Annotated in this window: 28 protein-coding genes; 27 read left to right on the top strand and 1 reads right to left on the bottom strand. The window is 41.5% G+C overall.

Features of this window, described 5'->3' with window-relative positions; genetic code table 11:
- Positions 1 to 205 precede the first annotated feature (205 nt).
- From trpE to ypjB, 17 genes are all read left to right on the top strand, one after another.
- Positions 206 to 1,753, top strand: coding sequence for an anthranilate synthase component I (trpE, locus tag NST24_RS10600; RefSeq protein ID WP_342461758.1), 1,548 nt, complete (start codon positions 206 to 208; stop codon positions 1,751 to 1,753).
- Positions 1,725 to 2,747 carry an anthranilate phosphoribosyltransferase gene (gene trpD / locus NST24_RS10595; RefSeq protein ID WP_342461757.1) on the top strand — a complete coding sequence of 341 codons (1,023 nt, stop codon included), beginning with the start codon at positions 1,725 to 1,727 and terminating at the stop codon, positions 2,745 to 2,747. The genes trpE and trpD overlap by 29 nt, the downstream gene beginning before the upstream one ends.
- Entirely contained in the window at positions 2,740 to 3,492 is a 753-nt protein-coding gene (gene trpC / locus NST24_RS10590) for an indole-3-glycerol phosphate synthase TrpC (protein ID WP_159145782.1), read from the top strand. The genes trpD and trpC overlap by 8 nt, the downstream gene beginning before the upstream one ends.
- Positions 3,489 to 4,157 carry a phosphoribosylanthranilate isomerase gene (locus NST24_RS10585; RefSeq protein WP_159145781.1) on the top strand — a complete coding sequence of 223 codons (669 nt, stop codon included), beginning with the start codon at positions 3,489 to 3,491 and terminating at the stop codon, positions 4,155 to 4,157. The genes trpC and NST24_RS10585 overlap by 4 nt, the downstream gene beginning before the upstream one ends.
- The gene (trpB, locus tag NST24_RS10580; protein WP_007500937.1) at positions 4,138 to 5,337 is read left to right on the top strand and encodes a tryptophan synthase subunit beta; all 1,200 of its coding nucleotides are present in this window, start codon (positions 4,138 to 4,140) and stop codon (positions 5,335 to 5,337) included. The genes NST24_RS10585 and trpB overlap by 20 nt, the downstream gene beginning before the upstream one ends.
- Positions 5,334 to 6,137, top strand: coding sequence for a tryptophan synthase subunit alpha (gene trpA / locus NST24_RS10575; protein ID WP_159145780.1), 804 nt, complete (start codon positions 5,334 to 5,336; stop codon positions 6,135 to 6,137). Before trpB ends, trpA begins: the two co-directional genes overlap by 4 nt.
- Positions 6,138 to 6,148: 11 nt before the next feature.
- Entirely contained in the window at positions 6,149 to 7,246 is a 1,098-nt protein-coding gene (gene hisC / locus NST24_RS10570; RefSeq protein WP_342461756.1) for a histidinol-phosphate transaminase, read from the top strand.
- A 117-nt stretch (positions 7,247 to 7,363) separates the two neighbouring features.
- On the top strand, positions 7,364 to 8,479 hold the full coding sequence (locus NST24_RS10565; protein ID WP_342461755.1) for a prephenate dehydrogenase: 1,116 nt from the start codon (positions 7,364 to 7,366) through the stop codon (positions 8,477 to 8,479).
- A gap of 10 nt (positions 8,480 to 8,489) precedes the next feature.
- On the top strand, positions 8,490 to 9,776 hold the full coding sequence (gene aroA / locus NST24_RS10560; protein WP_047945938.1) for a 3-phosphoshikimate 1-carboxyvinyltransferase: 1,287 nt from the start codon (positions 8,490 to 8,492) through the stop codon (positions 9,774 to 9,776).
- A 289-nt stretch (positions 9,777 to 10,065) separates the two neighbouring features.
- The gene (locus tag NST24_RS10555) at positions 10,066 to 11,337 is read left to right on the top strand and encodes a tetratricopeptide repeat protein (protein ID WP_024718514.1); all 1,272 of its coding nucleotides are present in this window, start codon (positions 10,066 to 10,068) and stop codon (positions 11,335 to 11,337) included.
- A gap of 75 nt (positions 11,338 to 11,412) precedes the next feature.
- A complete protein-coding gene (locus NST24_RS10550; RefSeq protein WP_008344562.1) occupies positions 11,413 to 11,952 on the top strand; it encodes a ReoY family proteolytic degradation factor in 540 nt (179 codons plus the stop codon).
- Between the two features lie 61 nt (positions 11,953 to 12,013).
- The gene (locus NST24_RS10545; protein WP_024718515.1) at positions 12,014 to 12,460 is read left to right on the top strand and encodes a YpiF family protein; all 447 of its coding nucleotides are present in this window, start codon (positions 12,014 to 12,016) and stop codon (positions 12,458 to 12,460) included.
- 144 nt (positions 12,461 to 12,604) lie between these two features.
- On the top strand, positions 12,605 to 13,111 hold the full coding sequence (locus tag NST24_RS10540) for a ubiquinol-cytochrome c reductase iron-sulfur subunit (protein ID WP_007500911.1): 507 nt from the start codon (positions 12,605 to 12,607) through the stop codon (positions 13,109 to 13,111).
- 2 nt (positions 13,112 to 13,113) lie between these two features.
- A complete protein-coding gene (gene qcrB, locus NST24_RS10535; protein ID WP_003215804.1) occupies positions 13,114 to 13,788 on the top strand; it encodes a menaquinol-cytochrome c reductase cytochrome b subunit in 675 nt (224 codons plus the stop codon).
- A 41-nt stretch (positions 13,789 to 13,829) separates the two neighbouring features.
- Positions 13,830 to 14,597, top strand: coding sequence for a menaquinol-cytochrome c reductase cytochrome b/c subunit (locus NST24_RS10530; protein WP_008344567.1), 768 nt, complete (start codon positions 13,830 to 13,832; stop codon positions 14,595 to 14,597).
- 102 nt (positions 14,598 to 14,699) lie between these two features.
- Positions 14,700 to 15,293, top strand: coding sequence for a DUF1405 domain-containing protein (locus NST24_RS10525; RefSeq protein WP_058214026.1), 594 nt, complete (start codon positions 14,700 to 14,702; stop codon positions 15,291 to 15,293).
- A 65-nt stretch (positions 15,294 to 15,358) separates the two neighbouring features.
- Positions 15,359 to 16,165: a sporulation protein YpjB gene (gene ypjB / locus NST24_RS10520; protein ID WP_342461754.1), complete on the top strand. Its 807-nt coding sequence runs from the start codon at positions 15,359 to 15,361 to the stop codon at positions 16,163 to 16,165.
- A gap of 30 nt (positions 16,166 to 16,195) precedes the next feature.
- On the opposite strand, the gene NST24_RS10515 is transcribed toward ypjB, so the two are convergent.
- On the bottom strand, positions 16,196 to 17,068 hold the full coding sequence (locus tag NST24_RS10515) for a YitT family protein (protein ID WP_003215598.1): 873 nt from the start codon (positions 17,066 to 17,068) through the stop codon (positions 16,196 to 16,198).
- Positions 17,069 to 17,205: 137 nt separating this feature from the next.
- Here NST24_RS10515 and NST24_RS10510 point away from each other — a divergent pair, with 137 nt between their 5' ends.
- From NST24_RS10510 to panD, 10 genes are all read left to right on the top strand, one after another.
- Complete coding sequence (locus tag NST24_RS10510; RefSeq protein WP_008344575.1) at positions 17,206 to 17,541, top strand: nucleotide pyrophosphohydrolase; 336 nt, start codon at positions 17,206 to 17,208, stop codon at positions 17,539 to 17,541.
- 5 nt (positions 17,542 to 17,546) lie between these two features.
- Positions 17,547 to 18,350 (top strand): 4-hydroxy-tetrahydrodipicolinate reductase, encoded by an 804-nt coding sequence (dapB, locus tag NST24_RS10505; RefSeq protein WP_058336705.1) that lies wholly within the window; start codon positions 17,547 to 17,549, stop codon positions 18,348 to 18,350.
- 17 nt (positions 18,351 to 18,367) lie between these two features.
- Positions 18,368 to 18,787: a methylglyoxal synthase gene (mgsA, locus tag NST24_RS10500; RefSeq protein ID WP_035702930.1), complete on the top strand. Its 420-nt coding sequence runs from the start codon at positions 18,368 to 18,370 to the stop codon at positions 18,785 to 18,787.
- On the top strand, positions 18,774 to 19,478 hold the full coding sequence (gene bshB1 / locus NST24_RS10495; protein ID WP_024718519.1) for a bacillithiol biosynthesis deacetylase BshB1: 705 nt from the start codon (positions 18,774 to 18,776) through the stop codon (positions 19,476 to 19,478). Before mgsA ends, bshB1 begins: the two co-directional genes overlap by 14 nt.
- 2 nt (positions 19,479 to 19,480) lie before the next feature.
- Positions 19,481 to 20,626, top strand: a complete 1,146-nt coding sequence (gene bshA, locus NST24_RS10490; RefSeq protein ID WP_135009193.1) for an N-acetyl-alpha-D-glucosaminyl L-malate synthase BshA — start codon at positions 19,481 to 19,483, stop codon at positions 20,624 to 20,626.
- Positions 20,619 to 21,821: a CCA tRNA nucleotidyltransferase gene (locus NST24_RS10485; RefSeq protein WP_047945931.1), complete on the top strand. Its 1,203-nt coding sequence runs from the start codon at positions 20,619 to 20,621 to the stop codon at positions 21,819 to 21,821. The genes bshA and NST24_RS10485 overlap by 8 nt, the downstream gene beginning before the upstream one ends.
- Positions 21,794 to 22,777 carry a biotin--[acetyl-CoA-carboxylase] ligase gene (locus NST24_RS10480; protein WP_159145777.1) on the top strand — a complete coding sequence of 328 codons (984 nt, stop codon included), beginning with the start codon at positions 21,794 to 21,796 and terminating at the stop codon, positions 22,775 to 22,777. The genes NST24_RS10485 and NST24_RS10480 overlap by 28 nt, the downstream gene beginning before the upstream one ends.
- 199 nt (positions 22,778 to 22,976) lie before the next feature.
- Positions 22,977 to 23,816 carry a 3-methyl-2-oxobutanoate hydroxymethyltransferase gene (panB, locus tag NST24_RS10475; RefSeq protein WP_342461753.1) on the top strand — a complete coding sequence of 280 codons (840 nt, stop codon included), beginning with the start codon at positions 22,977 to 22,979 and terminating at the stop codon, positions 23,814 to 23,816.
- Positions 23,813 to 24,679, top strand: coding sequence for a pantoate--beta-alanine ligase (panC, locus tag NST24_RS10470; RefSeq protein ID WP_342461752.1), 867 nt, complete (start codon positions 23,813 to 23,815; stop codon positions 24,677 to 24,679). Before panB ends, panC begins: the two co-directional genes overlap by 4 nt.
- The gene (panD, locus tag NST24_RS10465; protein ID WP_058336709.1) at positions 24,672 to 25,055 is read left to right on the top strand and encodes an aspartate 1-decarboxylase; all 384 of its coding nucleotides are present in this window, start codon (positions 24,672 to 24,674) and stop codon (positions 25,053 to 25,055) included. The genes panC and panD overlap by 8 nt, the downstream gene beginning before the upstream one ends.
- The last annotated feature ends 4 nt before the right edge of the window (positions 25,056 to 25,059 follow it).

Here is a 25,059-nt window from a genome sequence, read left to right as displayed (position 1 = left end):
ACAGGTGTGAACGGCATTGCAAGCTTAGAGAAGATGAGAATGAGACTAGGGTAGTTGAGATGAGTAGAGTTGAGCAGAGATACGATACTTCTATTTAATCATACTGCCTAAAAGAGCGAAGCCTCTTTTAGGCTTATTTCGTATACTCAAACAAATCCTCAAGATGTCCCCTCATTCTCCTTAAATCCATTTAAGGAGTGTGCTTATGAAATCCCAATCAAATCTTACCCAATTTTTAAGAGACAGTCAGTTTTACAAAACCATCCCGATTGTTGAAACCATTACAGTTGATACGCTCTCACCTATTCAAATTGTTGAGAAACTGAAACAGGATATTGTGTATTTGCTAGAAAGCAAAGACGAATCTTCTAGCTGGTCGAGATATTCCTTTATCGGATTACATCCTTTTTTAACATTACATGACGAGCAAGACCATTATATTGCTCGTGACGCTGCGGGAAAGTCAGTGATGCAAAAAGCGGAGCTAAAAGAGTTGCTTGACTGGATGAAAGAGCAATATCAAATCAAGACACCTGAAATTGATATCCCATTTACTGGCGGAGCCGTAGGGTACTTAAGTTACGACCTCATTCCAAACATTGAGCCGTCTGTCAAGCCGCATCCGAATGCATCAACAACAGATAATTGCACATTATTTGTTTGCCAAACAATGATCGCATTTGATCACGAAACAAACCAAGTTCATTTTATTCAGTACACGCAGCTGAACGGTCATGAAACAGAGGAAGAAAAAATTTTGGTTTATCGAGAAAATCAAAAGCAGCTTGAACTGATGGTACAGCAGCTTCATACAAAAATTGATATGAAAGAACTGATTATCTCAGGGAATATGAATGAACCCCCTTCGTTTGAACAGGTGACGTCTACCTATGAAAAAGCAAAATTTTTAAAGGATGTCGAAAAAATCAAGGAGTATATTCGAGCGGGTGATATCTTCCAGGGTGTACTTTCTCAGCGTTTTGATATTCCAGTGACAGTGAGCTCATTTGAATTGTATCGTGTGCTTCGGATTGTCAATCCATCACCGTATATGTATTTTATGAAATTAAAAGATCGAGACTTAGTCGGAAGCTCGCCAGAACGATTAATCCATGCGAAAAACGGTCACTTAGAAATCCATCCAATTGCTGGTACAAGAAAACGAGGAATGACAAAAGAAGAAGATGATGCACTAGCAAGAGAGTTGCTCGATGATGAAAAAGAAAAAGCAGAACATTACATGCTAGTGGATCTGGCTCGAAATGATGTGGGGCGTGTAGCAGAATACGGCAGTGTGTCTGTCCCAACTTTTACAAAAGTCGTGAATTTTTCGCACGTCATGCACATTATTTCTATTGTGACAGGGAAGCTGAAGCAGGATACACATCCAGTAGACGCACTTATGTCCGCTTTTCCAGCAGGCACATTGACAGGCGCCCCAAAAATTAGGGCGATGCAATTATTAAACGAAATGGAGCCTGAGCCAAGAGAGACGTATGGCGGCTGTATTGCCTATATTGGTTTCCACGGCAATATCGATTCCTGTATTACCATTCGCACAATGAGCGTCAAACAGCAGACTGCTTCAATACAAGCAGGTGCCGGCATTGTCGCTGATTCCGTTCCAGAAAACGAATGGGAAGAGACATGTAATAAGGCAGGAGCACTTCTAAAAGCCATTCAGCTTGCTGAACATATTTTCTCAGAAAAGGAGAGTGTGCCAAATGAATCAACGACTATCAGCTCTTGTTAATGGAGGAAAACTATCAGAAAAAGAAGCGAATGGCCTGATGCAAGATATGATGAGCGGCTCGTTAACAGATGCTGAAGTCGCTGCTAGTCTATCTATTTTAGCGCATCGAGGAGAAACTGCCGAAGAAATGACAGGCTTCGTGAAAGCCATGAGGCAGCATGCCGCACCAGTAGAAAGGTCACTTGATGTCGTTGATACGTGCGGGACAGGAGGCGACGGTTTATCAACATTTAATATATCAACAGCCGCTGCCATCGTTGCTTCGGCTGCTGGGGCGAAAATCGCCAAGCACGGAAATCGTTCTGTCTCCTCTAAAAGCGGGAGTGCTGACGTGCTAGAATGTCTTGGTATTCAAATTCAATCCACACCTGAAGAAACAAGACGGCAAATACAGCAGAAAAACATGGGCTTTTTATTTGCACCGCTCTATCATTCTTCTATGAAACAAGTAGCCGCTGTACGCAAACAGCTCGGATTTCGGACGGTATTTAACTTATTAGGACCGCTTTGCCACCCGATGCAGGCCAAAAAGCAAATCATCGGTGTGTATGCAAAGGAAAAGGCAAAGCTCATGGCGAAAGCTCTTGCTCCTTTAGAGCCAGAACATGTCCTGTTTGTTTGCGGAGATGATGGGCTGGATGAATTAACCATTACAGCAAATTCATACATCATTGAACTCAAAAAAGGTGTCATGACAGAATATACGTTAAACCCAGAAGACTTCGGACTTGAAAAAGGGCATTTATCAGACATTCAGGTTCAATCACCAGAAGAAAGCGCCAAATTGATTCAGAATATATTGAATTATCAAGCGGGTGGAGCACCGCTTCATATTACAGCGCTTAATGCTGGGGCCGCATTATATGTGGCAGGAAAAGCAGAGAGTCTGATGGCAGGCACAATGAAAGCAGTAGAAACGATTAAAAACGGATCAGCTAAAGAACAATTAGCCCGTCTAAAACAAAAAACGAAAGAGGAAGAGATCTATGCTTAATCAAATTATCGCCCGTAAAAAAGAACATGTGCAAACCTTGCAATTACCTGAGGAAGGACATTATGAAAGACAATCATTTAAAGAAGCCCTTATGAATCCTCACCGCTCGATCGGACTGATTGCTGAGGTGAAAAAAGCGTCTCCTTCCAAAGGAATCATTCAGCCTCATTTTGATCCTTTACAGACAGCAAAAGCATACGAAGCATCAAATGCAGATTGTTTATCTGTCTTAACGGATGAACCGTTTTTCCAAGGGAAAAACGAATATTTGTCTCTTATTAAAGAACACATCACACGTCCTATTTTAAGAAAAGATTTCATTATTGACTCTATACAAGTAGAAGAATCGAAACGGATAGGGGCAGATGCCATTTTATTAATTGGAGAGGTGCTTGAGCCGCAAAAGCTGTATGCGCTCTATACAGAAGCGAAAGAAAAAGGACTGGATGTCCTCGTTGAAGTACATGCAGCACATACACTAGAAAAGATTTTACACCTATTCACTCCTGAGATTATCGGTGTGAACAACCGGAATCTCAATACGTTTACAACAACTGTTGAACAAACAAAAGAGATCGCGCCACTTGTTCCAAAAGACGTATTACTAGTAAGTGAAAGCGGGATAAAGACATTTGATGATCTGACCTTTGTGAAACAGCACGGAGCAAACGCCGTTCTTGTTGGTGAATCTTTAATGAGGGAACAATCACAGGAGAAAGCCGTTCAGGCATTGTTCGGAGAATGAAGAAAAGTAAGCCTTACTTAAAATATTGCGGGGCTGTCTCACAAGAGGATGTCGCATGCATCTCGCAATCTCAAGCGGATGCCATCGGTTTTATTTTTGCGCCGAGTAAAAGACGAGTTGATCCAGATCAAGTGAAACACTGGCTGTCACAAGTAAAATGCAAAAAAGAGATAGTGGGGGTATTTGTGAATGAAAAAACACCAAAAGTGTGCGAGATCACAAACAACCTCCCCTTAGATATTGTGCAGCTTCATGGCGATGAGACGCCAGAAGTTGCAAGCGACATCAAACAACAAACGAAGGCGCTCGTTTGGAAAGTGTTCCATCACGAGCCCGATGTAAACGACACATTTGAACATATGACGGCATTTGCTCCAAGTGTCGACGGTTTTCTCATTGATGCGAAAGTAAAAGGCATGAGAGGCGGTTCTGGAACAGCTTTTGCATGGGAGGCGGTGCCTTCATATGTTCAGCACGCAAAACAACTGGGAAAAACTTGCGCCATTGCTGGCGGGATCACGCCAGATACCATAATAGATCTGCTTGCTTTTGGTCCAGACGCCATAGACCTTTCAAGCGGTATAGAAGAAAACGGGAAGAAAAGCAGTACAAAGATGAAAGTGCTCGAAGAAAGGATGTTGAACCATGTACGCATATCCAAATGAGATTGGCAGATACGGAGAATTTGGAGGGAAATTCGTTCCTGAAACGCTCATGCAGCCACTAGAAGAGATCGAACAAGCTTTTCGTGAATTAAAAGAAGACCCTGCTTTTCAAAAGGAATATATATCGCTTTTGAAAAACTATTCAGGCAGACCAACTGCACTCACATACGCTGATCAATTATCGGCATATCTCGGTGGTGCTAAAATCTATTTAAAAAGAGAAGATTTAAACCATACAGGCGCTCATAAAATTAACAATGCGCTTGGGCAGGCACTGCTAGCGAAAAAAATGGGAAAATCAAATATCATCGCCGAAACAGGAGCAGGTCAGCACGGTGTAGCTGCTGCAACGGTGGCCGCAAAATTCGGTTTATCCTGCACTGTATTTATGGGAAAAGAAGATGTGGAAAGACAATCACTCAATGTGTTCCGAATGAAACTGCTTGGCGCTGAAGTCATACCTGTCACAAGCGGGAACGGAACATTAAAGGATGCAACCAATGAAGCCATCCGCTATTGGGTCCAGCATTGCAGTGACCACTTTTATATGATCGGCTCAGTCGTTGGACCTCATCCGTATCCTCAAATCGTCAGTGAATTTCAGCGGATGATCGGAGATGAGGCAAAAGCCCAGATACTTGAAAAGGAAGGGCAGCTTCCTCATAAAGTCGTTGCCTGTGTTGGCGGCGGGAGCAATGCGATAGGAATGTACCGGGCGTTCTTAGATGAAGAAGTCGATATCATTGGTGTAGAAGCTGCTGGGAAAGGAATCGACACTCCGCTTCATGCAGCGACCATCACGAAAGGGACAAAAGGTGTCATACATGGATCTTTGACATACTTGATCCAAGACGAATTTGGTCAAATTATTGAGCCTTATTCGATTTCAGCTGGATTAGACTATCCGGGGATCGGACCAGAGCATGCGTATTTGCATGCGAGCGGCCGGGTTCAATATGTGAGTGCGACAGATCAAGAAGCACTAGATGCGTTAAAGCTGCTCACAGAAAAAGAAGGAATCCTGCCAGCGATCGAATCTGCACATGCTTTAGCAAAAGCGTTTGAAATGAGCCAGAACATGAGTGAAGACGACATTGTCCTTGTCTGCTTGTCAGGCAGAGGAGATAAGGACGTGCATACATTAATGAATGTGCTTGAAAGTGAGGGTGAAACAAAATGATCACATTTCAATTAGAGCAAGATCAGAAATTATTTATTCCATTTATTACAGCGGGTGATCCATCAGAAGAGATCACCATTGATTTAGCCCTCGCGCTTCAAGCAGCAGGGGCACATGCGATTGAACTAGGTGTTCCGTATTCCGATCCGTTAGCGGACGGCCCTGTCATTCAAAGAGCTTCTAAAAGAGCACTTCATCATGGTATGAATATCGTAAAAGCGATAGAATTAGCAGGAAAGATGAAAAAAAACGGCATAAAAATTCCTGTAATTCTATTTACGTATTATAATCCTGTGTTACAATTAGACACAGAATACTTTTTCGCTTTACTGCGCAAAAATCATATTTCGGGGCTCTTAACACCCGACTTGCCTTTTGAAGAGAGCAGCGAGCTGCAGAAGAACTGTCAAGCACACGACATTTCATATATATCACTCGTTGCACCAACAAGCAAGGAACGATTAGAAAAAATTGTAGAGCAGGCAGAAGGTTTTGTGTATTGTGTTTCATCTCTCGGCGTCACAGGTGTTAGACAATCTTTCGACGCATCGATTACAGATTTTATTCAACAAGTGAAACAGTTGAGTCAAATACCAGTTGCTGTAGGTTTTGGTATTTCAACAAGAGAACAAGTAGACTCAATGAATAAAATGAGTGATGGTGTCGTTGTCGGCAGTGCGCTTGTCAAAAAAATTGAAGAGCTTCAAGAACAATTAGTAGCAAGTGATACACGCCAAGAGGCTTTAAGAGAATTTGAAACATATGCAAAAACATTTAGTCCCCTCTATTCATTCAAATGAGGTGAAACATTTTGCAAATCAAAGATCAATTAAAACAGCTAAAACCGTATCAACCTGGGAAACCAATTGAAGAGGTCAAAAAAGAATATCAATTAGACAAAATTGTGAAATTGGCTTCAAATGAAAACCCTTTTGGATGTTCCACACATGCAAGAGAGGCCATACAAGCTGAACTTGAACATTTAGCGATTTATCCAGACGGATACAGCGCAAGTTTAAGAACGGAACTGGCTGAGTTTCTTCAAGTAAATGAAAAACAATTAATATTCGGGAATGGCTCAGATGAACTTGTGCAAATTATTGCTAGGGCATTCCTTGATCAACATACAAATACGGTGATCCCATCCCCGTCATTCCCGCAATACCGTCACAATGCAGTGATTGAGCATGCAGAGATTAGAGAAGTACCACTTCTAAATGGTGGAGCTCATGATCTAAAGGGAATGCTGGATGCGATGGATGACAACACAAAAGTCGTTTGGGTGTGTAACCCGAACAATCCGACAGGAAATCATTTGTCAGAGTCTGAGCTCGTATCGTTTTTAGATCAAGTGCCTGCTCACGTGCTTGTCGTTCTAGATGAAGCATATTTTGAATATGTTCGCGCTGAAGACTTTCCGAACAGTTTATCTCTATTAAAAGCCTATCAAAATGTCATTGTACTGCGCACGTTCTCTAAAGCATATGGACTTGCGGCACTTCGAGTAGGTTATGGGATTGCCTCAGAGGAGTTGATTACTGCCATTGAACCTGCGAGAGAGCCTTTTAATACAAGTCGTATCGCTCAGGCAGCTGCACGTGCAGCCATTAAAGATCAAGACTTCATTCAATCGTGCAGACAAAAAAATGAAGCAGGTCTTAAACAATATCAAGAATTTGCAGACCGTTTTGGATTGTTTATCTATCCATCTCAAACAAACTTTGTGCTGATTGATTTTAAAAGAGATGCAGATGAGCTGTTCAATGCACTTTTGAAAAAGGGCTATATCGTTCGATCTGGTCAAGCTCTCGGATTCCCAACTTCTTTACGTATTACTGTTGGAACAAAGGAGCAAAATGAAGAAATCCTAACTACACTTGCCGATTTATTACAAGGCATTCGTGCGTAGCATAACAATGAAGTCATATCCTGTTTATCGGATATGGCTTTCGTTGTAACTCATCCAATATACATATAAGTTATTGAAACAGCTTGTTTAATTTACGCGAAAAATCAGGTGATGAACATGAATGAAGCAAACGAAACCATATTAATCGCTGGGCTTGGTTTAATTGGTGGTTCTATTGCACTGTCGATTAAAAAAGAATTTCCACATAAAAAAATTGTAGGCTATGATGTCTCTAAAGAACAAATGATTGCTGCAACAAAACTAGGAATCATCGACGCGACTGCCGAGTCCTTGATGGAAGGCTTAAAAGCATCAGCAACGATTATTTTGGCAACGCCAGTACAACAAACCGTCAAAATGTTAAGTGATATTGCAGAATCTGGTATTGAAAGAGAGCTCACGATTACGGATGTAGGGAGCACAAAGCAAAAGGTCGTTCACTTTGCTGAAAAAACGTTGCCTGATCATTACCAATTTATTGGCGGGCATCCGATGGCAGGGTCTCATAAGTCAGGTGTCATTGCAGCAAAAGACTTTTTATTTGAAAATGCATTCTACATTTTAACGCCAGCAAAGGTAACAAGTCGTCAAGCTGTTGACCGCTTGAAGGATCTACTGAAGGGAACCAATGCTCATTTCATTGAAATGACACCCGAAGAACATGATGCTGTGACAAGTGTGATTAGTCACTTTCCACACATCGTCGCTGCCAGTCTTGTGCATCAAGCGCATCATTTTGAAGAAGAATTTCCTCTTGTAAAACGGTTTGCTGCTGGAGGTTTTCGAGATATTACCCGTATTGCATCAAGTAATCCTGCAATGTGGCGCGATATCCTTTTGCACAATAAAAACAAGATTTTAGACCGATTTCATGAATGGAAAAAAGAGATTGACCGCATTGAATCCTTTGTGCAACAAGAAGATGCTGAGGGGTTATTCTCTTATTTCCAAGAGGCCAAGGAATATCGCGACGGCCTGCCTCTGAGGAAAAAAGGAGCGATCCCTGCTTTTTATGATCTTTATGTCGATGTGCCGGATCATCCAGGTGTTATTTCGGAAATTACTGGATATCTAGCAAATGAAAACATCAGTATTACAAATATCCGTATTATTGAAACGCGAGAAGACATTAACGGGATTTTACGCATCAGTTTTCAAACAGATGACGATCGAAAGAGGGCAGAACTCTGTATAAAAAATAGAGCAAATTACGATACATTTTATGCTGATTGAGGTGAGGAACATGAAAATTCATAAAAGTGCTCCTATGAATGGAGAAATTCATATTCCAGGAGATAAATCCATTTCTCATAGATCTGTGATGTTTGGCGCTATTGCTGACGGGACTACAGTAGTAAAAAACTTTCTTCCTGGCGCTGATTGTTTAAGCACGATCGATTGTTTTAGAAAGATGGGTGTCGACATCGAACAAAAAGGTACAGATGTTGTCATTCATGGTAAGGGACTAAAAGGACTTAAAGAGCCGAGTGATATTCTCGATGTTGGCAACTCTGGCACGACCATTCGTTTAATGATGGGAATCTTGGCTGGCTGTGAGTTCCACAGTACGCTGATTGGAGACGAAAGTATTGCCAAAAGACCGATGAAACGGGTAACAGGTCCGCTAAGACAATTAGGAGCCAAGATAGATGGTAGAGCAAGTGGCGAGTATACACCGCTTTCTATACGTGGGGGCAATTTAAAAGCTATCTCTTATGAGTCTCCGGTTGCAAGTGCGCAAATTAAATCGGCTGTCCTTTTAGCTGGACTGCAGGCAGAAGGAACAACGACGTTAACTGAACCGCATAAATCAAGAGACCATACCGAAAGAATGTTATCAATGTTTGGTGTCTCGCTACATGAAGATGCACAAAATGTTTCAATTGAAGGTGGACAAACGTTAAAAGCAACAGATGTATTTGTCCCTGGAGATATTTCTTCAGCTGCATTTTTCTTAGTGGCTGGATCTATCGTTCCAAACAGCCGGATTGTATTGAGAAATGTCGGTTTGAACAAAACGAGAACTGGTATAATAGATGTGCTAAAACAAATGGGTGCAGACCTCAACATTCAAGAAGTGGATGCTAAAGGCGGAGAACCGTACGGTGATTTAACGATCTCTACCTCTTCATTAAAAGGGATCGACATTTCAGGTGATATGATCTCTAGACTCATCGACGAAATTCCTATTATTGCGCTCCTAGCTACTCAAGCAGAAGGAACAACGATCATTAAAGATGCCGCTGAATTAAAAGTGAAAGAAACCAATCGGATTGATACAGTCGTTTCAGAACTTAAAAAACTAGGTGCTCATATTGAAGCAACAGATGATGGAATGAAGATTCATGGTAAAACGAGCCTTAAAGGCGGCGCAGTCGTCTCAAGCTACGGAGATCATCGAATTGGTATGATGTTAGGAATTGCGGCATGTATAACAGAGCAAGCAATCGAGATTGAAGATACAGATGCAGTACGTGTATCTTACCCAAATTTCTTTGAACACATTGAATACTTAACGCAAACAGTCTGAGGATTTCCTCAGGCTTTTTCTTTCCTTTTGCATATTTGAAAGAACTATAGCATAGCTTGTCTCAAGGTGAAACCTTGAAAAAGAGCATTTTGCTGATTCAAAAACAATTTTTTAGCGTATTCGGTTTACAAATCATCAGTTTAGTAAAGTATTGATTGAAAAAGAGTCTTCAAAACACAAAAATGGCTTCATGTTAAAAGAGCAACATATTTGCTGGATATGCAGCTGTCGATTATGATATGAAGTAACAACAGTTTAGGTTTTTGGAAACAGAAAGGAACGGTTTGATTTGAATAGTTCATTACAAGAAGCCATAAAATTAGTTGAGGCGGGTGAGACTGAAAAGGGACTCCAAACACTTGCTCAAGCAGAGAAGCATCTTCATGATGAAGAAAAAGCGCAGGCAGCTCAGTTATATTATGACTGGGGAGATATTGATAAAGCACGGAATCTCATTAGTGATTTACATGATTTATATCCAGAAGAAACAGGATTAACCTGTTTTTATGCAGAGCTGTTAATAGACTCTGATGAAGAAGAGAAGGCAATAGCAGTTCTTGAAACGATTCCTGAAGATGACGATGCGTATCCAGAGAGTTTATTGTTAATGGCAGATTTGTATCAAATGCAAGGACTATTTGAAGTTAGTGAACAAAAGCTTTTAAAAGCGAAAGAGTTACTACCTCATGAAGCCGTCATTGATTTTGCTTTAGGGGAATTGTATTTTTCCCAAGGTCTTTCAAAGAAAGCAGCCGACTATTTCTACAAAGTGGCCGATCAACAAAATGAAATTGGTGGTGTCAATGTATATCAGCGGCTCGCTGAATCATTAAGCACAGCTGGAGAATTTGAAGATGCCCTTGAATGGTATGAAAAGGCTGTAAAAGATCAAGCGGATCCAAATACACTTTTTGGCTACGGATTTACAGCGATGAGGGCTGGCAGAACGAAAACGGCTATTCAGCAGCTCTCTGAACTAAAAGATATTGATCCTTCGTATTCGTCACTTTATATGCCTTTAGCCAAAAGCTATGAGGAAGAAGGACTATATCATGAAGCTTTAGAGATAGTAAAAGAAGGAATTAAAGTGGATGAGTATAACAAAGAGTTATATTTATATGGGGCAAAGATTGATTTGAAAAATGGCCATTCGGAAGATGCGAAAAAATTGCTTCAAGAAGCACTTGCTCTTGATCCAGGATATATTGAAGCGGTTCAAACGCTGCTTGCGATCTATTTAAATGAAGAGCTGTTTGATGAAATTCTGGATGTGATTAAAGAGGTTAAAAGCTTTGGGGAAGAAGATCCAAAATGGAATTGGTATGCTGCTTCTGCTTCTGTCGGACGAGAAGAATACGATGAAGCCGCTGAGTATTTCAAACTTGCTCTGCCTGATTTTGATGAGGAACGTGACTTTTTATATGAATATGCTTCGTTCCTTTTAGAAGAAGGCAGACAAAAAGAAGCCTTGCCGTTATTACGAAAAGTTCTTCAGAAAGATGGCACGAATGAAGAAATTGAAGAAACGATTTTAAGAATTGAAGACGAAATTTCCTTATAGTTTGCAGGAATGAAGAACTGGTTTGTTGAATAATTCATGTATAGCAATTTAATTTACGATAGAGGAGGGAATAACATGCAGACCCCTGTTTCTGTCAATGAAAAGAAGGAATTTATCCGGTGGTTCTTAAACCATTATCAGTTAAAGCGAAGAGAGTGTGTTTGGATATTAAATTATTTAATGAGTCACGACTCTTTGATGGAAAAGGTTCATTTTGTAGAGCAAGCAGAATTTTGCCCAAGGGGAATTATTATGTCAACACACTGTGTGGATGAAGTTCCCTTTAGATTTTATAAAGAAAATATCATGACGACAGATGCAGAAAAATCATTTCATGATATTCGTTTGAATAAACAGCAAGATTTGTTTATTCAATTGAATTTCCGATCTGCATATCGTTCGCCGGAATATGCCGCTGTACTTGAAACAAATCCTCATATTCCTAAAGATCTTTATGAAAATGAAAAAGATAAAGATCTTGCTGAGAAAGTGCTAGAGCATTCTATCGCTACTTTCCAAAAAGAACGGCTGATGAAAGAAATCGATGAAGCGCTTGACCGTCATGATCAAGAAACATTTAATAAGTTAGCAAAAGAATTAAGCCTATTATCATAAACCAAGCCAATAAGCCTTGCCCTATACAGGCAGGGCTTATGTGATGAAAGAGGGGAACTAGATGAAGTTTCAGGCGGAGGACGCGGATCTCTTTTTACAATCTAAAGATTACATTGATACCGCTATCATTCCATTGGTTGGGATAAATGCAAGCCATATCAAACAAACCGTGTCTTTAGGTGAGTTTACAATGCTTGTGGCAGAGGATCTTGAAAGGCAACTGAAAGGCAGAGTGTTTCTTTTTCCTCCATATACATATTTAGAAGTAAATAATCGTAAGCAAGAAGACATACTTGCACTAAAACAATCATTGCAAGAACATTTTCAGCATGTTGTGTTTATCACATCTGATAACAAATGGAAAGAACAGCTAGAAGTGAGCGAATCGGCATTTATATTGCAGTCTGTTCCGCTTGAGCATTTAAAGGTCAATTTAAAGCAAAAAGTCATTCAAGACAGTGTAGAACAAATTTTGAACTTTTTGTTACAAAAATGGAACCCATCATAAAAACCCTTACATTTGCATTGTACATAGCTTTTTAGGCTGTTGACCTTGTGAATAGATTGATATATTATGAGGGTGTCCTAGTTTTATGAAATTTTTTCTAATTCAGTTATAAAGTAGCTGACGACCTGAGGGGGGGAGAAAAAAATGAGCGAGAAGAGACATGGAGTGTCCAGGCGTCAATTTTTGAATTACACGTTGACCGGCGTGGGGGGATTTATGGCCGCTGGAATGCTCATGCCTATGGTTCGCTTTGCGCTTGACCCTGTGCTAAAAGGAACAGAGGATCAGGATATGGTTCAAGTTGTCAGTGTAGATGAACTGACAAAAGAACCGAAGCGCTTTGACTTTAAAATTGATCAAGTAGATGCATGGTATGAGTCAAAGGAATCTAGGTCTGCATGGGTGTACAAAGAAGGGGATGAAATTGTCGCTTTATCGCCAATCTGTAAACATTTAGGATGTACAGTGAACTGGAACAGTGATCCGAAAAATCCAAACAAATTTTTCTGCCCATGCCATTATGGGCTGTACGACAAGGATGGTACAAACGTACCCGGAACTCCGCCGCTTGCTCCGCTTGACCATTATAAGCAGCAAGTGAAGGACGGATACCTCTATCTTGGAAAAGCTGTGCCGAAAGGGGAAGGGTAACGATGCTTAACAAGATTTACGATTGGGTAGATGAGCGGCTGGACATCACACCGATATGGAGAGACATTGCGGATCATGAAGTGCCTGAGCACGTCAATCCAGCACATCATTTCTCTGCTTTTGTGTATTGTTTTGGCGGTTTAACGTTTTTTGTGACGGTCATTCAAGTCCTTTCGGGCATGTTTTTAACGATGTATTATGTACCGGATATTAAAAACGCATGGGAATCTGTCTATTATTTGCAAAATGAAGTGGCATTCGGACAGATTGTTAGAGGGATGCACCACTGGGGTGCGAGTCTAGTCATTGTTATGATGTTTTTACATACGCTGAGGGTCTTTTTCCAAGGGGCGTATAAAAAGCCTAGAGAGCTAAACTGGATTGTCGGTGTGCTCATTTTCTTTGTGATGCTTGGACTTGGTTTTACAGGATATCTTTTACCGTGGGATATGAAGGCGCTATTTGCGACGAAGGTTGGTCTTCAAATTGCAGAGGCGACACCTTTCATTGGGAAAGAGATTAAAACGCTGCTTGCAGGTCATCCTGACATTGTAGGTGCACAAACGCTGACGAGATTTTTCGCTATCCATGTCTTTTTCTTGCCAGCGGCATTATTTGGGCTGATGGCTGCCCACTTTATTATGATTCGTAAGCAAGGAATTTCTGGACCGCTGTAAAATTTTGCGTTTGATGAATGTTCAATGAGGAGGGGATGACTTTGCATAGGGGAAAAGGGATGAAGTTTGTCGGAGATTCCAGAATACCGGCAGAAAGAAAACCTAACATACCTAAAGACTATTCCGAATATCCGGGAAAAACCGAAGCCTTTTGGCCGAACTTTCTTTTAAAGGAATGGCTTGTAGGTGCTGTTTTTTTAATTGGATTTCTTGTCCTAACTGTTGTTCATGCACCTCCGCTTGAGCGGATGGCTGATCCGACAGATACGGGCTATATTCCGCTGCCAGACTGGTATTTCCTATTTTTGTACCAGTTGTTAAAATATGAGTTTGCTGCAGGGAGCTATACGGTAGTTGGCGCAATGATTATGCCTGGAATTGCGTTTGGTGCTCTTTTACTCGCACCATTTCTTGATTCTGGTCCTGAACGCAGGCCATATCGAAGACCAATTGCAGTTGGAATGATGATTCTTGCAGTTGGTGCAGCAACCTATTTAACATGGGAGTCTGTTGCTACTCATGACTGGGAAGCAGCAGCGAAGCAAGGTGAAATCAAGAAAGAAGCAGAGATTGATACCTCAGCTGAAGAGTATAAAATCTATCAAGAGCAGACATGTATCTCCTGTCACGGAGATAATATGCAAGGCGGGGCAGCTGGACCGTCACTTGTTGACAATGGCTTAGCACCAGAGGAAATTGCGAAAATCGCTGTAGAAGGAAAAGGCAACATGCCTAAGGGCATTTTTAAAGGCAGCGATGAAGAACTTGAAAAGCTCTCGAAATATTTATCTGAGGTCAAATCTAAATAATTCAGTTGTTTAAATGCAAGTACAAGGATATACTCAAAAGGAGAAAAAAGCTGGCGCTGTCAGCTTTTTTCTGATTTTAACAGATCGTGAGTGAAGAGAAATATGAGATGGATTCAATATCTGCTAGCCACACGCTACATGCTTGTGCTGGTGCTCATTGTCAACTTTCTTGGCACTGTGTACGGCTACTACTGGTATATCCCGCAGCTCGTTGAGACGCCGGCTATCTTTTTACCTTTTGTTCCAGACAGTCCGACGGCAAGCTTTTTCTTTTTATTTGTATTACTAGCCTTTCTAATGAAACGCCATGCTCCTTATTTTGAAGCACTGGCCCTTGTCACCTTGATCAAATATGGATTATGGGCTGTAGGGATGAATCTTTTCGTGCTCGTTTCTGTTGATGATTTTCCGTGGGAAGGATATATGCTAATTGGTTCGCACTTTGCGATGGCGGTACAGGCTGTGTTATTTGCGCCGTATTATCGTTTTCACATGCGTCATTTGGTTGTAGCAGGCATATGGATTTTACATAATGATGTGATTGATTATGTATTTGGAATGATGCCGCGTTATTCTATGCTTTCTGCCTATTCAAATGAGATCGGCTACGTGACGTTTTGGTTAAGTATTGCCGTTCTTCTTGTTTCGTATTATCTTGTCCTCTCGAAAAAATCGGTCAAGCTTGAGCTCCCTTAACAATGTTGGTCTAACCTTGTCCTTTTCTTCATACGCTGTATGGAGAAAGGCTAGGAGGGACTTGCATGAAACGAAAGTCAATCGCGATGATTCTATTATTATTTCTCGTCTTGCATCCAGCTGCTGCAAAAGGTGAGGAAACAACAGCTGCTAAAGCGCTGCAAGAATTAACGGAACTATCAGATTCAATCTTTCAATTAACGAGACAAGCTAAATATGATGAGGCATTACAAGTCACATTGTATGCTGAAAAGACATTTAAAGCTGAGAATTGGCGTGGAACTCTGACGAATACGCAGGTTCGGCAAATTACACTTGGCTATCAAGATATCATTAAAGGACTCCCGCAGGAAGACTTAAATGAGCGCGAAAAACTTCGGTATGCCTCTCAGTTTAGAATGCTTCTTGATGCGATACAATCAAATTCGGAACCTCTTTGGGGTTCGCTCGAGAAGCCGATTATGGGGTCTTTTCCCACATTAAAGAAAGAAGTAAAAGATCCAGAATCGACGACGTTCTATGAAACTTGGAATGAGCTGGTTTCATTGTATGATATGATTTATCCGAGTTTAACCATTGATATCTCGCCTGAAAAGCTGCAAACGATTAAGCAGCACATGGAAGTAATTGAACAAGGTGAATTTTTAAAAGCATCGAGTGGGACAAAGCTTGAGCGTCTCACGAAACTCGAAGAAGATTTATCAAGTGTGTTTGCGAACGTTGATCAAGATGAAGCGGATCCATCGCTTTTATGGGTCATCTTAACAACAGGAAGTATGATTTTACTCACTTTAACGTATGTTGGGTTTAGGAAATACCGTGCTGAAAAAGAAAAAAAGCAAAAGCGACAAGCCGATTATCCAAAGTCATAAAAAAAGAAGCACCGTTATCGGGCTTCTTTTTTAGTGGGGATTGAGCGGCTTTTTATGTTCATCTAATGTGAAGCCTTCACCAAGTACGTCATGCACGTCACTCACTGATACAAAGGCATGAGGATCGACGGAAGTTACGACACTCTTGAGGTGGACAAGCTCATTTTTTGGAACGACGCAGTAAAGGACGTTGCGTTCCTGTTTCGTATAGGAGCCGACACCCTTTAAAATGGTCACTCCGCGCTCCATTTCCTCTGTGATTTTCTTTTGAATGATGTCATCCTTTTCAGAAATAATCATCGCTCCTTTGGCAGCGTAAGCGCCTTCTTGCATGAAGTCGATGACTTTTGCAGCAACAAATACGGCAACAAGTGTATACATGGCTTCTTTGTAATTTAAATAGGTGAGAGAGATGGTAATGACGCATGCGTCGAAGATAAACATCGTTCTTCCCATTGCGACTTGATAATGTTTGTTGATCAGTCTTGCAATAATGTCCACGCCGCCTGTTGTCCCGCCGAATTTAAAGATGATTCCGAGGCCTGTTCCGATAAACACACCTGCAAAGAGTGCGGCTAAGGCTAAATCATGCTGAAGAGGCATATGTATTTGAAAGCGCTGGAAGATGGCTAGAAAGACAGAAAGACTGACGGTTCCGACAATTGTATATGTAAACATGGTTCTTCCAAGCATTTTCCAGCCGATAAAAAAGATCGGAATGTTTAACACAAGGTTTGAAATAGATGGGTCAATGTGAAATAGAAAATATAAAAGCAGTGTGATACCTGTAAATCCGCCTTCCGCCAAGTTGTTCTGCATATTAAAATGAACAAGGCCGAAAGAAAAAATCGCAGATCCTATTAAAATAAATACGATATTTTTAAGACGAATTTCTTTTAGCAAAAGATCACTCCTTTTTTTGCTTAGACAGCGATAATATTATATGGTATGGAAGAGAAACAAGCAAACTGAGTTTTAAACATTTGTCAAATATTTATGATTTCGCTAACATGTAAGAGATGGATAGGAGGATGAGCTTCATGACGAATGAAAAAACGCTGCGTCACGTGCAGCAAGAAGTCGATGATTACATAGGACAATTTAAAGAAGGCTATTTCAGCCCGCTTGCCATGATGGCCCGTCTGACAGAAGAATTAGGTGAGCTGGCAAGAGAGGTTAACCATTACTATGGAGAAAAGCCGAAAAAAACAACAGAAACAGAAAAAAGCATGGAAGAAGAAATTGGCGATGTGCTGTTTGTGTTAACATGCCTTGCCAATTCACTCAATATATCACTTGAAGAAGCCCATGATCGTGTGATGCATAAATTCAATACAAGAGACAAAGACCGCTGGACGAAAAAAGAAGGGAAGTAGAGAAGATGACGAATCAAACCATCAAAGTTGTAATCGCTGGAGCAAGAGGAAGAATGGGGATAGAGGCTGTCAAGCTGGCAGAAGAAACAAGCCATTTTGAACTAGTAGCAGCACTTGATCACACACATGAGGGGAAAAAGTTATCAGATGTGCTTCTTACAACATCTGATGCGCCCATTTATACGGATATTGACGTGTGTCTTTCAGAAACAGCACCGGATGTATTAATTGATTTGACGACCCCAGAAATCGGGAAAGTACATACAAAAAAAGCCCTTGAACATGGCGTACGTCCAGTCGTAGGCACAACAGGTTTTTCAGAAGACGACCTAAAAGAACTTCAGCAATTAACAGAAGAAAAAGGGATAGGCTGTATTATTGCGCCTAACTTTGCTGTTGGTGCTGTTTTAATGATGAAGTTTGCCAAAATGGCAGCAAATTATTTTCCTGATGTTGAAATCATTGAGCTTCATCATGATAAAAAATTGGACGCTCCGAGCGGTACAGGACTAAAAACGGCTGAAATGATTGCTGAAGTAAGAGAAAGCAAAAAGCAGGGGCACCCTGAAGAAAAAGAACTAATCGAAGGTGCACGAGGAGCAGATTATGATGGCATCCGCCTTCACAGCGTAAGGCTTCCAGGCATGATTGCTCATCAAGAAGTGCTGTTTGGAATGGACGGGCAGACGCTCACGATCCGTCATGATTCTTATAACCGTGCATCCTTTATGTCAGGTGTGAAGCTTTCTGTTGAACAGGTGATGCATATTGATCAACTCGTTTATGGCTTAGAAAATATTATCGACTAATAAGGAGTGGACCCCTGATGAACATTGCTTTAATCGCTCACGATAAGAAAAAAAGTGATATGATTCAATTCGCCATTGCGTATCGAGATCTTTTGGCAGATCATACACTTTATGCAACAGGAACCACAGGTTTAAGAGTGAAAGAAGCGACTGGGCTGCCCATTCATCGTTTCCAATCAGGACCACTTGGAGGAGATCAGCAGATCGGTGCTATGATTGCTGATAATGCAATGGATCTTGTGCTCTTTTTTAGAGACCCTCTCACTGCACAGCCGCATGAACCGGATGTATCTGCACTCATCCGGCTTTGCGATGTGTATGCCATCCCATTAGCAACCAATATGGGGACTGCTGAAATTTTAGTCAGGAATTTAAATAAAGGTACGTTTGATTTTCGAGATGTAGCAAAAAACGGAGGAACGCATGAAACCACTTGATATCCTTGCATTCGGTGCCCATAGCGATGATGTAGAGATCGGTATGGGTGGAACGATTGCAAAATACGTAAAAAAAGGGGCACGTGTTGGGATTTGTGACTTGACTCAGGCTGAATTATCTTCAAATGGAACGGTTGAAAGCCGAAAAGAAGAGGCCAGAGCAGCCGCTGCCATTTTAGGCGTCACGACTCGAATCCAGCTCACGCTGCCAGATAGAGGACTTTATCTGAATGACGAAGCGATGAAAGAAATTGCAGGTGTCATCCGAACATACAAACCGAGACTTATTTTTGCCCCGCACCACCAAGATCGGCATCCTGATCATGGTCATGCGGGTTCACTTGTAGAAGAGGCCGCTTTTTCTGCAGGTATACATAAATTTGAAGATTCATACAAGCAGCCAGCGCATAAAATAAGCCAGATGTATTATTACATGATTAATGGCCACCATCGTCCAGATTTTGTGATTGATATTTCAGACGAGATGAAGCAAAAAATTGATAGCTTACATGCGTATAAAAGCCAATTTGTCAAAACAGAGAGTTCAGTGGAGACACCGCTTGTAAATGGTTATATCGATTTTGTCAAAATGAGAGAGTCGATGTATGGAAGGGAAGTCAATAAACCTTTTGCAGAAGGGTTTTTGACAAAGAAGCCACTTTTGATGGACGATGACTTACTTGGGGGGTAATTATGAAAAAATTGAAGATCGGAATCACTTGTTATCCGAGTGTTGGCGGTTCGGGCATTATTGCCACAGAGCTTGGAAAACGTTTAGCTGAAAAAGGGCACGATGTTCATTTCATTACCTCAAGTATTCCGTTTAGACTCAATAAAGTGTATCCGAATATTTATTTTCATGAGGTGGATGTCAATCAATATGCTGTATTTCAATATCCGCCTTATGACCTTGCACTGGCAAGTAAACTCGCAGAAGTCGCAAAACGAGAGAAGCTTGATATTATTCATGCGCATTATGCGGTCCCTCACGCCGTCTGTGCGTTCTTAGCCAAACAAATGACTGGACAGTCTGTCAAAGTCGTCACCACCCTTCACGGGACGGATATTACGGTTTTAGGCTATGACCCATCTTTAAAGGAAGTCATCCGGTTTGCGATCGAATCATCTGACCGCGTAACGGCTGTATCACATTCATTAGCTGCGCAGACATACGATCTGATTAAACCGAATAAAAAAATTGATACGATCCATAATTTCGTCGATGAGCGCGTATATTTGCGTGAAGATCACGAAGTGCTGAAGACGCATTATGGTCTTCTGCAGGATGAGAAGGTCGTCATCCATGTATCAAATTTCCGTAAAGTGAAGCGGGTGTATGACGTAATCCATGTGTTTAAACAGATTTCTGAACAGGTGAATGCAAAACTGCTACTGATTGGGGACGGCCCTGAAAAATCGGTTGTTTGCGAGCTTGTGAAAAAGCTTGGATTAACGGACCGCGTGTTATTTTTAGGAAAGCAAGAGAAGGTGGAGGAGCTCTATTCGATTAGTGATTTGAAGCTGCTGCTTTCTGAGAAAGAGAGTTTTGGTCTTGTACTACTTGAAGCAATGGCATGCGGAGTACCTTGTATAGGAACAGACGTTGGAGGAATTCCAGAGGTGATTGCACATGGAGAGACAGGATTCCTTGTTCCGCTTGGTGATGTAGATGGAGCAGCAAAACATGCCATCTCTATTCTGAAAGACAATGCGCTCCATAAGCAAATATCGATGGCAGCCAAGTCTAGTGTTGAAGCCAATTTCTCTTCTGACAAAATTGTGAGAGAGTATGAAGAGCTTTACTTAGAATTGATCGAAGGTGATGTTGAAGATGAATGAACCATTCACACATGCGATCCCTATTTTACATACACTGCACGAACATGGGTATCAAGCTTATTTTGTCGGCGGTGCGGTGAGAGATGTCCTTTTAGGCAGGGAAATTGGGGATATCGATATTGCGACAGATGCCACACCTGATGTGGTGGAGTCTTTATTTGATAAAACAGTAGATGTCGGCAAAGAGCATGGCACTGTTATTGTGTTACTTGACGGAGTCAGCTATGAGGTCACTACGTTTCGGACTGAATCAGAATATGAAGACTTTCGCCGGCCTAAAGAAGTGGCGTTTATTTCATCACTAAAAGAAGATCTTTTAAGAAGAGATTTAACGATCAATGCAGTGGCCATGGATATTCATGGTGACATCATTGACCATGTAGGCGGCAAGCGGGATATGAAGCGAAGACGAATTCAAACGGTTGGAGATCCTGCATGCCGCTTTCAAGAAGATGCGCTTCGGATGATGAGAGCGGTGCGGTTTTTAAGCCAGCTCGGGTTTGAGCTTTCTAAAGAGACGGAAGAAGCAATGAAAAAAGATAAACATCTGCTTGCTAACATATCTGTTGAACGCAAAAAAATCGAAATGGAAAAACTTTTAAAAGGCCGCTACTGTGAGCAAGCCATCAAGGTGCTCATCTCCACCAAATTGTATGAAGAATTGCCCGGCCTCAAAAAAGATCAACTGAATGAAACGTTCCAAGCTTTCCCGTATTATTTATTGGATGGGTTAGATGAGGTGTGGGGAGCCTTTATCCATTTACTTGGTCTAGATGAGGCGGAGGCGGTGTCCTTTTTAAAAGAATGGAAGTTATCAACGAAACTTTTAAAAGAAGCCGTTGCCATTAGCAAATATGTTGATTGTGACTGGGATGCGGAAAAAATGTTTGAAGCTGGTGAACATGTCCTGCTTTCTAGTATGAAAATCACGCAACTCAAACATGAGCGCCGCATTTTCTTTGATGAGCTGGAGGCGGCGAAACGTTCATATGATGCGTTGCCGATTAAACAGCTTCAAGACCTTGCAGTGTCAGGAAAAGATTTAATGGCCTTTCGGCAAAAGCCAGCTGGTAAATGGATTGCAGAAGAGCTTTCTTCTGTAAAAAAAGCCGTTTTGCAAAACCAGCTTGAAAACCGAAAAGAAGCCATAGAGGAGTGGCTCATAGCGTGCGATCAGCGATTAGAAAACGATTAATTGAACTATTTACAGCATCTGAGCAAGATTTTGTCTCAAGCCAGCAAATATGTGATGAGCTTGGCTGCTCCCGAACGGCAGTATGGAAGCATATAGAGGATTTGCGAAAAGAGGGATATGAGGTCGAAGCGGTCAGAAGAAAAGGATACCGGCTGCTTCGTAAACCGGACAAAATTAGTGAAGACGAAATTCTGTTTGGTTTGGAAACAGAGCTGTTTGGCAGGCATATTTACTTTCAAGAAGAAGTCGCCTCAACTCAGCTCATTGCCCATGACCTCGTCAATAAAGGAGCCCCACACGGCTCGCTTGTTGTCAGTGATCATCAGACAAACGGAAAAGGCCGCCTTCAAAGAACGTGGCATTCACCAAATGGGACAGGCATTTGGATGAGTTTGATTCTCCGGCCGGAAATACCGCTGCACAAAGCGCCGCAAATGACGCTTTTAGCATCTGTCGCCATCGCTGAAGCCATAGCGCAGCAAACGGGTCTCAGTCCATCAATCAAATGGCCAAACGATATTTTGCTAAACGGAAAAAAGGTCGTTGGTATTTTGACTGAATTAAAAGCAGAAGCTGACCAAGTTCACGCAGTCATTATTGGTCCAGGCATTAACGTGAATCAGACGGCAAATGATTTTCCTGAAGAATTAAAGGATGTTGCGACGAGTTTGCAAATGGAGCTGGGTGAAAAGATAGACAGAGCGGCATTGATTCAAACCATCATGTCCACCTTTGAAAAAAGGTATGATGAATATATGACTTATGGTTTTGCTCCGATCAAACAATTATGGGAATCGTATGCGATGACCATTGGAAAGCGCATCATCGCACGCACCGTCAATGGACAATATGCTGGAACGGCGCTTGGGATTAATGATGAAGGCGTTCTTTTACTCGAAACGGAGGGCGGAATCCAAAACATCTACTCCGCTGACATTGAGATCAAGTCAACTTAAGTGGAACACCCGGCACATTTTTGATATACTTCGTGTGGGCAGTATCTGAAAAAGAACTGTACCTGTTAGGAAGAAAAATTCGATAAATTTCTGCCTTGATCCTAAGGGACTTGGACAGAGGGATGATTCGTCTGCACATGAGAGATAAAAGCGTGTGAGATCAGACAAGCCATCTCCTCTCCAGAATGAGGAGGAACAAATGAAGACAAAGTTAGATTTTTTCAAAATGAAAGAACAAAACGAACCTATCGTGATGCTGACAGCATACGACTATCCAGCTGCAAAGCAAGCGGAAAAAGCGGAAGTCGACATGATCTTAGTTGGTGACTCACTTGGGATGGTTGTCCTTGGACTTGATTCCACAGTGCAAGTGACGATGGATGATATGATTCATCACACAAAAGCAGTCAAAAGAGGCGCAAAAGACACATTTGTTGTGACGGATATGCCATTTATGTCTTATCATTATTCATTAGAAGAAACGATGAAAAATGCAGCACGCATTATGCAAGAAAGCGGTGCTGATGCCTTAAAGCTTGAAGGTGGAGACGGAGTATTTGAATCCATCCAAGCACTTACAAGAGGCGGTATTCCTGTTGTAAGCCATTTAGGGCTCACCCCTCAATCAGTCGGTGTCCTTGGCGGCTATAAAGTGCAAGGAAAAGACAAAGAGAGTGCACAGAAATTGATTGAAGATAGTCTGAAATGTGAGGAAGCAGGCGCCATCGCTCTTGTGTTAGAGTGTGTACCTGGTGAGCTGACAAAACGGATTACTGACATGCTAAAGATTCCTGTGATCGGAATTGGGGCAGGGGCTGAAGCAGATGGACAAGTTCTTGTTTACCATGATGTAGTAGGATACGGCGTGTCTAGAACACCTAAATTTGTGAAACAATACGTGCAAATCGATGCTGTATTAGAAGAAGCGCTCATACAATATACAAAAGAAGTAAAAGCACGCACATTCCCAGAGGATGCTCATACCTTTCATATGAAAGAAGAAGTCCTTGATGGTTTATATGGGGGGATCAAGGAATGAAGGTTGTCTCCCATATTCATGAACTAAAAGACATGATCAAGCAGCATCAAAAGAAGCAGCATTCCATTGGATTTGTCCCTACAATGGGTTTCCTTCATGAAGGACATCTTACGCTTGCAAAAGAAGCAAGAGATCAAAATGACATTGTGGTGATGAGCATCTTTGTTAATCCATTGCAATTTGGACCGAATGAAGACTTTGAATCCTATCCAAGAGATATGAAAAGAGACCAGCGTCTTGCCGAAGAAACTGGAGTAGATATATTATTTACACCTGATGTGAAGGAAATGTACAAAGACGAGCCATCGATTACGATGACTGTCCAAAAGCGTACAGACGTCTTATGCGGGAAGAAACGCCCAGGACACTTCGACGGCGTTGTCACGGTGCTGACAAAGCTGTTTCACCTTGTCGCACCAACCAATGTATACTTTGGTCTAAAGGATGCACAGCAAGTCGCTGTTATCGATGCGATGATCAAGGATTTCTTTTTTGATCTTCACCTTGTGTCTGTTCCTACTGTTCGAGAAGAAGACGGTTTAGCGAAAAGTTCAAGGAACGTGTATCTGTCTGAAACAGAAAGGCAAGAAGCACCTGCTTTATACCGGGCATTAAAAAAAGGACAGACAGCTGTAGAAAATGGTGAACATGATGTAAATCGTATTTATCAATTAGTGGAAGAGGAGATTCTTCAAACGAGTGGAGAAATCGATTATATTGACATTTACTCCTACCCAGAACTTGAACCCCTTCAGCACTTAACGGGCCAAGTGATCATTGCCATTGCTGTGAAGTTCTCCCGGGCAAGACTGATTGATAATGTGATTTTCCATGTTCCTGAAAGCGGTGAAAAACATGTATAGAACTTTTATGACCTCGAAACTTCATAAAGCGACAGTGACTGAAGCAAACTTACACTATGTAGGTAGTATTACCATCGACGAAGATTTGCTTGATGCGGCAGGCATGATGGCAAATGAGAAAGTGCAAATTGTTAATAATCACAATGGTGCTAGACTTGAAACATATATCATCCCTGGAGAAAGAAAGAGCGGTGTCATTTGTTTAAATGGTGCGGCAGCAAGATTGGTTCAGCCAGGAGATGAAGTCATTATTATCGCTTATGGGATGTTGTCAGAGGAAGAAGCGCAATCGCACACACCTAAAGTGGTCGTGTTAAATAAACAAAATCAAATTGAACAAATGATTGGGCAAGAGCCTGCGAGAACGATTTTATAACGCA

Origin of the sequence: Bacillus sp. FSL R5-0286 (genome assembly GCF_038593245.1) — a bacterium.
Lineage (GTDB): Bacteria > Bacillota > Bacilli > Bacillales > Bacillaceae > Bacillus > Bacillus altitudinis.
Note: the sequence above shows the minus strand (reverse complement) of the source record. Positions and strands in the feature narration are given on the sequence as shown.